8 protein-coding genes and 1 other annotated feature are annotated in these 8,696 nt (G+C 51.7%); of the genes, 4 read left to right on the top strand and 4 right to left on the bottom strand.

From position 1 onward, the window contains the following. Positions 1 to 162: 162 nt before the first annotated feature. Complete coding sequence (locus HV477_RS27165; protein WP_114063923.1) at positions 163 to 1,071, top strand: SMP-30/gluconolactonase/LRE family protein; 909 nt, start codon at positions 163 to 165, stop codon at positions 1,069 to 1,071. Here the strand turns inward: HV477_RS27165 and pheA are convergent. The 4 genes from pheA to bamD all read right to left on the bottom strand — a co-directional run bounded on the left by pheA (position 1,032) and on the right by bamD (position 3,790). Next, entirely contained in the window at positions 1,032 to 2,192 is a 1,161-nt protein-coding gene (pheA, locus tag HV477_RS27160) for a bifunctional chorismate mutase/prephenate dehydratase (RefSeq protein WP_000200080.1), read from the bottom strand. The two genes, HV477_RS27165 and pheA, sit on opposite strands and share 40 nt — an antisense overlap. Before the next feature lie 22 nt (positions 2,193 to 2,214). After that, positions 2,215 to 2,340, bottom strand: a sequence feature (Phe leader region). After that, positions 2,292 to 2,339, bottom strand: coding sequence for a pheA operon leader peptide PheL (gene pheL / locus HV477_RS27155; protein ID WP_010989056.1), 48 nt, complete (start codon positions 2,337 to 2,339; stop codon positions 2,292 to 2,294). (Overlaps the previous feature by 48 nt.) A gap of 102 nt (positions 2,341 to 2,442) precedes the next feature. Next, on the bottom strand, positions 2,443 to 2,781 hold the full coding sequence (gene raiA / locus HV477_RS27150; protein WP_000178449.1) for a ribosome-associated translation inhibitor RaiA: 339 nt from the start codon (positions 2,779 to 2,781) through the stop codon (positions 2,443 to 2,445). A gap of 271 nt (positions 2,782 to 3,052) precedes the next feature. Then, on the bottom strand, positions 3,053 to 3,790 hold the full coding sequence (gene bamD / locus HV477_RS27145) for an outer membrane protein assembly factor BamD (protein ID WP_000197660.1): 738 nt from the start codon (positions 3,788 to 3,790) through the stop codon (positions 3,053 to 3,055). A 131-nt stretch (positions 3,791 to 3,921) separates the two neighbouring features. On the opposite strand from bamD, the gene rluD reads away from it, so the two are divergent. The 3 genes from rluD to clpB all read left to right on the top strand — a co-directional run bounded on the left by rluD (position 3,922) and on the right by clpB (position 8,333). Further along, positions 3,922 to 4,902, top strand: coding sequence for a 23S rRNA pseudouridine(1911/1915/1917) synthase RluD (rluD, locus tag HV477_RS27140; RefSeq protein WP_000079130.1), 981 nt, complete (start codon positions 3,922 to 3,924; stop codon positions 4,900 to 4,902). After that, a complete protein-coding gene (gene yfiH / locus HV477_RS27135; protein ID WP_000992634.1) occupies positions 4,899 to 5,630 on the top strand; it encodes a purine nucleoside phosphorylase YfiH in 732 nt (243 codons plus the stop codon). The genes rluD and yfiH overlap by 4 nt, the downstream gene beginning before the upstream one ends. A 129-nt stretch (positions 5,631 to 5,759) precedes the next feature. Continuing rightward, the gene (gene clpB, locus HV477_RS27130) at positions 5,760 to 8,333 is read left to right on the top strand and encodes an ATP-dependent chaperone ClpB (protein ID WP_001235092.1); all 2,574 of its coding nucleotides are present in this window, start codon (positions 5,760 to 5,762) and stop codon (positions 8,331 to 8,333) included. The last annotated feature ends 363 nt before the right edge of the window (positions 8,334 to 8,696 follow it).

The raw sequence follows: 8,696 nt of genomic DNA, 5'->3' as shown, positions 1-8,696 counted from the left end.
CGGCTATTTTAAAGGATAGAGGATAATCGCGTTGGGTGCGTTTGAACTCAGTCATCATCACGTTCTCCGGATTTAAGTCTGGAACGTGTCAACGCTATTCAGGACGGGTCACATCTATACTAAAAGCCAGCTTTGCTGGCTTTTTTCGTTTAAGGAACCGTTATGACTACGCCGCACCTTTTATTTGATTATGTCGGACATTTACCAGAATGCCCCACATGGAGCGAGAATGAAAGCGCGCTGTATTGGACCGATATCCTGGAACAGGAGATCCATCGTTACCATCCGGCGAGCGGGACGCATAGCGTGCTGGCGTTTCCGGAAGAGGTGGGCTGTTTTGCCTTGCGTGAGCAGGGCGGATTTATTGTGGCCATGCGTCATGCTATCTGGCTGGCCGATAAAAATGGATTATTGCAGCGTAAGGTTTGCGACAATCCCTCTAATACGAAACTGGCGCGTTTCAACGATGGCGGCACTGATGGCGATGGCCGTTTTTATGCCGGAACGTTCTGGGCGCCGGGTGACTATAATGGCGCGTTGCTGATGCGGATCGATCATGACCTGACGGCAAAAGTGATTCAGTGCGATATCCAGGGACACAACGGCCTGGCGTTCAGCCCGGATAACCAGTGGATGTATACCTCCGATACGCCGAATGGCGTGATATACCGCACGTTACTTGATAAGCATGGCGAACCGGGCAAGCGTGAACTTTTTCGCCATTTTGGCGAAGGAGAAGGACTTCCCGACGGCGCGGCGATGGATAGCGAAGGGTGCTACTGGAGCGCGATGTTTGACGGCTGGCGCGTGGCGCGTTTCTCACCGCAAGGAGAGCAGCTGGAAGAGTACCGGTTGCCGGTACGTTGTCCGACGATGGTTTGCTTTGGCGGCGCAGATATGAAAACGCTGTTTATTACAACTACCAGAGAAAATATGTCTGCTCAGGAAGTGGCGGATTATCCGCTCTCCGGCGCCATCTTCACCCTGCAGGTAGCCGTCGCAGGGATGAAGAAAAGCCGTTTTATTGAACGTCAGGCAGGTTCTACCGGCACGACGTTTTCGCTGGGATAGCAGCCAAGCACTTTCATTGAGCGCGTGATCTCGCCCAGCTCTTTTAGCGCGCTTTGCATTACCTGCGACTCCAGGTTCGCCTGAATATCGAGATAAAACATCTCTTCCCACGGATTGCCGTGAATGGGGCGCGACTCCAGTTTCGTCATGATGAGATTGTGGTTACGCAGCACCAGCAGCGCTTCGACCAGCGCGCCAGCTTGCTGCCCGGTGGCGATTAACAGAGTGGTTTTTGCCGGAACCTGATCGGAAACGTTGATGGCTTTGCGCGCCAGTACCAGAAAGCGGGTGATATTCTGCGTCTGGTTTGCGGCGATGCGTTCCAGCACCTGTAAACCGTGCAACATGCCGCCTGCCTCGCTGCCGAGCGCCGCGACGCGCGGAGAGTTTGCCTGCGCGACTTTTTCCATCGCTGCCGACGTACTCTCGGTATAGTCGATTTTCCAGTGCGGATAGCGGCTCAAAAATTTACTGCACTGCTGAAACGGCTGCGGATGGCTGTACACCGTTTCGATGGTATTCAGATCTGTAGCGCCGGAAACCAGCACGCAGTGATCGATAGTGACAGTCATCTCACCGACAATCGACAGACTGGTGTGTTGCAATAAGTCGTACACATCGTTGATAGCGCCGGAGCTGGTGTTCTCTATCGGAACCACGGCGTAATCGGCCTGGCCGGTTTCGACCTGATGAAAAATATCGGTGAATTTTGCGCAACCGCTCTCAATAAATTGCTCAAAATGGCGTGCAGCATACTGGCGCGCCGCGAGATGAGAATAGGAGCCTTTCGGCCCAAGAAACGCAATACGTGCCGAATGAGGGTGAGTATTATTCAGATGTTGTTGCAGCAGCGCCTGCTGAGTAAGCACGGAGTCTTCAATGATAAGCTGGAACAGACGGGTAATGTAGTGTGCGTCGAGATGGTGGGCTTTACCGAGATGGATGAGTCTGTCCAGCAGCGCGCGTTCACGATCGATATCCCGAACCGGACGATGCGACAGTAGTTTTGCTTGTCCCACTTCAATCGCCAGCGCGCGTCGTTTTGCCAGTAAGGCCAGTAACTCTTCGTCTAAAGCGCTGATTTTATCTCGCAGCGCCAGTAATGGGTTTTCCGATGTCATAGTGTTGCCTTTTTTGTTATCAATAAAAAAGGCCTCCCGGTGGGGGAGGCCTTCTTGTTCGTCTTCGCATTCTTTATCACATGACGAAACGCCTCCCGGTCAGGGGAAGATAAAAAAGAATGCGAAGAAAAACCGGGTGAGCTTCATAACTGTTTCCTTTGTGTACGTAAGTACAGTACCCGTACTGTTTTAATCCTGTCAACAAAAAACGCGCCCGAAGGCGCGTTGGCGATACACTCAATGTAAGGGACTACTCTTCTTCTGCTTCGACGAAGCTGGCATCTTTCACCGATGCGGTGGCACGACGGGCTTCGCCTTTATGCTGCACTTTATTGAGCTGCCGTTCCAGCTTGTTGATCAATTCATTAATAGCGGTGTACATATCTTCGTGTTTTGCGCTGGCGACCAGATGTCCGTTCGGTGTATTAATGGTGGCGTCAGCAATAAAGCCCTGTGGCTCTTTAGACAGAATGATATGAGGATTAATCAGGTGAGTTTGCCATTTTTCCAGTTTGGCGAGACGGTCTGCGACATGTTGGCGGATTGCCGGAGTAATTTCCATTTGTTTACTGGTAATGTTCATTGTCATAAATTTTACCTCTTGTCTTTCCCGTCTTGGTGATTCCAGCATACCGTTCTTAATGTCAAAATGTGTGATGTAAATCACATTATTTTGTCACTTTTTGTCAAGGCGAACTTTTTGTGAGGCATCGCAGGAAGAAGCGATCTTTTACTTGAGGAATGGCTGAAAGCAGGCCATATTTGACTGGATGCGTTGCAGTGAAATCATTTCTGTTGCATCAGATATCGAATAAAAAAACGGCAGCCGGAAGGCTGCCGTTTTGCTTGTTGGTATTGCTTCAGGTGTTTTTGCTGTTAGCGGCAATAATTTTCGCGACTTTGTCAGCCTGCGCATTCAGCTGCATCTGACGATAGGCGTTTTCCATCAGCGGCAACGCATCGCGCGTGGCCTGCGTATCAGGATAATTGCGTAGCATACCTTCTACCCGGTTTACGACCGCAACCCATGCGCCGCGCGCGGTATAGTACTCTGCGACGGAATATTCATATTTCGCCAGACGGTCTTTCAGGAATACCAGACGCTTAGTGGCGTCGGTGGTGTACTGGCTATTAGGATAGCTGCGTACCAGTTTCGAAAAGTCATTGAACGCCGCCCGCGCATGTTGCGGATCGCGATCGCTGCGATCGACGCCAAAGAAACCTTGCAGCGCGCTATCATCCAGCGCCATGTTCGTCAGGCCGCGCATGTACATGACATAGTCAATATTAGGGTGCGTTGGATTAAGACGCATAAAACGATCGATGGCGGCCTGCGCTAGCGGCAAATCGGCGTTTTTGTAATAGGCGTAGATAAGATCCAACTGCACCTGCTGAGAATACGGTCCGAATGGATAACGATTATCTAACGCTTCCAATTGCGTTATTGCCTGTTTCCAGTTACCGTCCTGCAGCTTTTGCTGAGCAGTCGCGTAGATTTCATTCGGCGGATTATCGGGCACCTCTTCCTTTGAACCCGAGCAACCCGCCAGAAACAGGCTCAACGTGGCTGCTGCCACCAGATATTTCATGCGCGTCATGACGTTTTGACTTTCCTCAAAATGTTTTACGGGAGATTCTCTGTTCCTGCTCCCGGTTAAGACCAGCTACAATAGCACACTATATTAAACGGCAAAGCCGTAAAACCCAACGTTAAACGAAGAAGCTGTATATGGCACAACGAGTACAACTCACCGCAACGGTCTCCGAAAACCAACTCGGTCAACGCTTAGATCAGGCTTTGGCCGAAATGTTCCCGGATTATTCACGTTCGCGTATAAAAGAATGGATTTTGAATCAGCGCGTGTTGGTCAATGGTCAACTTTGCGATAAGCCAAAAGAAAAAGTGTTAGGCGGCGAGCGGGTGGCTATTGATGCGGAGATCGACGAAGAGATTCGTTTTGAAGCGCAGGATATCCCGTTAGATATTGTTTATGAAGATGACGATATTCTGGTTATCAACAAACCACGCGATCTGGTGGTACATCCTGGCGCGGGTAACCCGGATGGTACGGTACTGAACGCGTTGCTACATTATTATCCGCCGATTGCGGATGTTCCGCGCGCGGGCATTGTGCATCGTCTGGATAAGGACACGACGGGTCTGATGGTGGTGGCCAAAACCGTTCCGGCGCAAACGCGCCTGGTGGAGTCTTTGCAGCTGCGCGAGATCACCCGCGAATATGAAGCGGTCGCGATCGGACATATGACGGCGGGAGGAACGGTGAATGAACCCATCAGTCGTCACCCGACCAAACGTACCCATATGTCGGTGCATCCCATGGGCAAACCGGCGGTGACCCACTACCGCATTATGGAACATTTCCGTGTGCACACGCGTCTTAGGTTGCGTCTGGAGACCGGGCGTACGCACCAGATCCGCGTGCATATGGCGCATATTACGCACCCGTTAGTGGGCGATCAGGTCTACGGTGGTCGTCCACGTCCACCGAAAGGCGCATCGGAAGAATTTATTTCCACGCTGCGTAAGTTTGACCGCCAGGCGCTGCATGCAACAATGCTGCGTCTCTACCATCCTGTATCGGGTATCGAAATGGAGTGGCACGCGCCGATTCCACAAGATATGGTGGACCTTATCGATGCGATGCGCGCTGATTTTGAAGATCATAAAGATGATGTGGACTGGTTATGAATGCACTGATTGTCCCGCAGTGGCCGCTGCCGAAAGGCGTCGCAGCCTGTAGTTCTACCCGTATTGGCGGGGTGAGTTTACCGCCTTACGACTCGCTGAATCTGGGCGCGCATTGCGGCGATAACCCGGAGCATGTTGAAGAGAACCGCAAGCGTCTGTTTGCGGCGGGCAATCTGCCTTCGAAACCTGTCTGGCTTGAACAGGTTCACGGTAAAAATGTATTGAGGCTTACCGGAGAACCTTATGCCTCCAAACGTGCGGATGCGTCTTACAGCAATACGCCAGGAACCGTCTGCGCGGTAATGACGGCAGACTGCCTGCCTGTGCTATTCTGTAACCGTGAGGGAACAGAAGTGGCGGCGGCTCATGCGGGCTGGCGCGGATTATGTGAAGGCGTACTGGAGGAAACTGTCACCTGCTTTGCTGACAAACCAGAAAATATCATCGCCTGGTTAGGTCCGGCGATCGGCCCGGCCGCGTTTGAAGTGGGGCCGGAAGTGCGTGACGCATTTTTAGCAAAAGATGCGCAAGCCGATAGCGCATTTTTGCCGCACGGGGAAAAATTTCTGGCGGATATTTATCAGCTTGCACGCCAACGTCTGGCGAATACCGGCGTTGAACATGTCTATGGCGGGGATCGCTGCACCTTTAGCGAAAGTGAGACTTTCTTCTCTTATCGTCGCGACAAGACGACAGGTCGTATGGCAAGTTTTATTTGGCTGATATAACCTAAAGAATCAAGACGATCCGGTACGGGTAACTTTCTTTTCACATAATTCAGGTCATTCACCTTGAATAATTGAGGGATGACCTCATTTAATCTCCAGTAGCAATTTTGACCTGTTATGGGAGGAGTTATGCGTCTGGATCGTCTTACTAACAAATTCCAGCTTGCTCTTGCCGATGCCCAGTCGCTCGCGCTGGGGCACGACAACCAATTCATCGAACCTCTTCATTTAATGAGCGCCTTGCTGAACCAGGAAGGGGGATCGATACGTCCTTTATTAACCTCCGCCGGCATTAATGCTGGCCAGTTGCGCACTGCTATCGATCAGGCGCTGAGCCGTTTACCGCAGGTGGAAGGCACCGGCGGCGACGTACAGCCTTCTTCGGAACTGGTACGCGTACTGAACCTTTGCGACAAGCTGGCGCAAAAACGGGGAGACAATTTTATTTCGTCAGAGCTGTTTGTTCTGGCGGCGCTTGAGTCTCGCGGCACGTTAACCGATCTGCTGAAATCAGCCGGTGCGACCACGGCCAATATCACTCAGGCAATTGAACAGATGCGCGGAGGTGAAAGCGTGAACGATCAAGGGGCTGAAGACCAACGTCAGGCCTTGAAAAAATATACCGTCGATCTGACCGAGCGGGCTGAACAAGGCAAGCTTGACCCGGTAATTGGTCGTGATGAAGAAATTCGCCGTACCATTCAGGTACTGCAACGTCGTACCAAAAACAACCCGGTGTTAATCGGTGAGCCAGGGGTCGGTAAAACGGCAATTGTTGAAGGACTGGCGCAGCGCATTATTAACGGTGAAGTCCCTGAAGGCTTAAAAGGTCGCCGCGTACTGGCGCTGGATATGGGCGCGCTGGTGGCGGGGGCGAAATATCGCGGCGAATTTGAAGAGCGTCTGAAAGGCGTGCTGAACGATCTGGCGAAACAGGAAGGCAACGTCATCCTGTTTATTGACGAGCTGCACACGATGGTTGGCGCAGGTAAGGCTGATGGCGCCATGGACGCCGGGAATATGCTGAAACCGGCGCTGGCGCGTGGTGAACTGCACTGTGTGGGCGCCACCACGCTGGATGAATACCGTCAGTACATTGAAAAAGACGCGGCGCTGGAACGTCGTTTTCAAAAAGTGTTTGTCGCAGAACCTTCAGTGGAAGACACCATCGCTATTCTGCGTGGCCTGAAAGAACGTTACGAGCTGCACCACCATGTGCAGATCACTGACCCGGCGATTGTGGCGGCGGCAACATTATCTCACCGCTATATCGCCGACCGTCAGTTGCCGGATAAAGCTATCGACCTCATCGATGAAGCGGCATCCAGCATTCGTATGCAGATTGACTCTAAGCCGGAGGAGCTGGACAGACTCGACCGCCGGATTATTCAGCTCAAACTGGAACAGCAGGCGTTGATGAAAGAGTCTGACGAGGCGAGTAAAAAACGTCTCGATATGCTCAACGAAGAACTGGACGATAAAGAGCGTCAGTACTCTGAGCTGGAAGAAGAGTGGAAAGCGGAAAAAGCATCGCTTTCTGGGACGCAAACTATTAAAGCGGAGCTGGAGCAGGCGAAGATCGCCATCGAGCAGGCGCGTCGCGTTGGCGACCTGGCGCGAATGTCTGAACTGCAGTACGGCAAAATTCCGGAGCTGGAAAAACAGCTGGAAGCCGCGACCCAGTCGGAAGGTAAAACCATGCGTCTGTTACGTAACAAAGTAACGGATGCGGAAATTGCCGAAGTGCTGGCGCGCTGGACCGGTATTCCGGTTGCCAGAATGCTGGAAGGCGAACGTGAAAAACTGTTGCGTATGGAACAAGAGTTACACAGCCGTGTGATCGGGCAGAATGAAGCCGTTGAAGCAGTATCGAACGCCATACGTCGTAGCCGTGCTGGGCTGTCCGATCCGAACCGTCCGATTGGTTCCTTCCTGTTCCTGGGGCCGACGGGGGTCGGTAAAACCGAACTGTGTAAAGCGCTGGCTAACTTTATGTTCGACAGCGACGACGCGATGGTGCGTATCGACATGTCTGAGTTTATGGAGAAACACTCCGTGTCTCGTTTGGTCGGGGCGCCTCCGGGATATGTCGGCTATGAAGAAGGCGGTTATTTGACGGAAGCGGTGCGCCGTCGCCCTTATTCCGTCATCTTGTTGGATGAAGTGGAAAAAGCGCATCCGGATGTATTCAACATTCTGTTGCAGGTGCTGGACGACGGTCGACTGACTGACGGGCAGGGGAGAACGGTCGACTTCCGTAATACGGTGGTCATTATGACTTCTAACCTCGGTTCCGATCTCATTCAGGAGCGCTTTGGCGAACTGGATTACGGTCGAATGAAAGAGATGGTGCTGGGTGTGGTTAGCCAAAACTTCCGTCCGGAATTTATCAACCGTATTGATGAAGTTGTGGTATTCCATCCGTTAGGTGAACAACACATCGCTTCTATTGCTCAGATCCAGCTGCAGCGTCTGTACAAACGTCTGGAAGAACGTGGTTATGAAATCCATATCTCCGACGAGGCGCTGAAACTGTTGAGCGCCAACGGTTACGATCCGGTCTACGGGGCGCGTCCGTTAAAACGTGCTATTCAACAGCAGATCGAAAACCCACTGGCGCAGCAAATCCTGTCTGGTGAACTGGTTCCTGGCAAAGTGATTCGCCTTGAAGCCAATGATGATCGTATTGTGGCAGTGCAGTAAGTCACAAATTTGAATAAAACGGGCCCTGACGGGCTCGTTTTTGTTTAAAAACCAGGCGAAAATAGGCTTTTGGTTCAAATGTTGTTTGAAAAGTGAACGGTTGAGCTTTTTTTTGCATTTAGGTCTTGTCAGGCTCTAATAACTCCCTATAATGCGCCACCACTGACACGGAACAACGGTATACAGGCCGCCGGGTCAGAAAGGCTTCGTTAAGAAGTCTGTGAGGAAAGCGAAAATAAAGGCTTGACTCAAAAAGAGGAAAGCGTAATATACGCCACCTCGCAACGGTGAGCGAAAGCCGCGTTGCACTGCTCTTTAACAATTTATCAGACAATCTGTGTGGGCACTCGAAGATACGGATTC

Source organism: Salmonella sp. SG203 (assembly GCF_013350575.1).
GTDB classification, from domain to species: domain Bacteria; phylum Pseudomonadota; class Gammaproteobacteria; order Enterobacterales; family Enterobacteriaceae; genus Salmonella; species Salmonella enterica.
The sequence above is the reverse complement of the archived record's forward strand: the minus strand, read 5'-3'. Positions and strand labels throughout refer to the sequence as shown.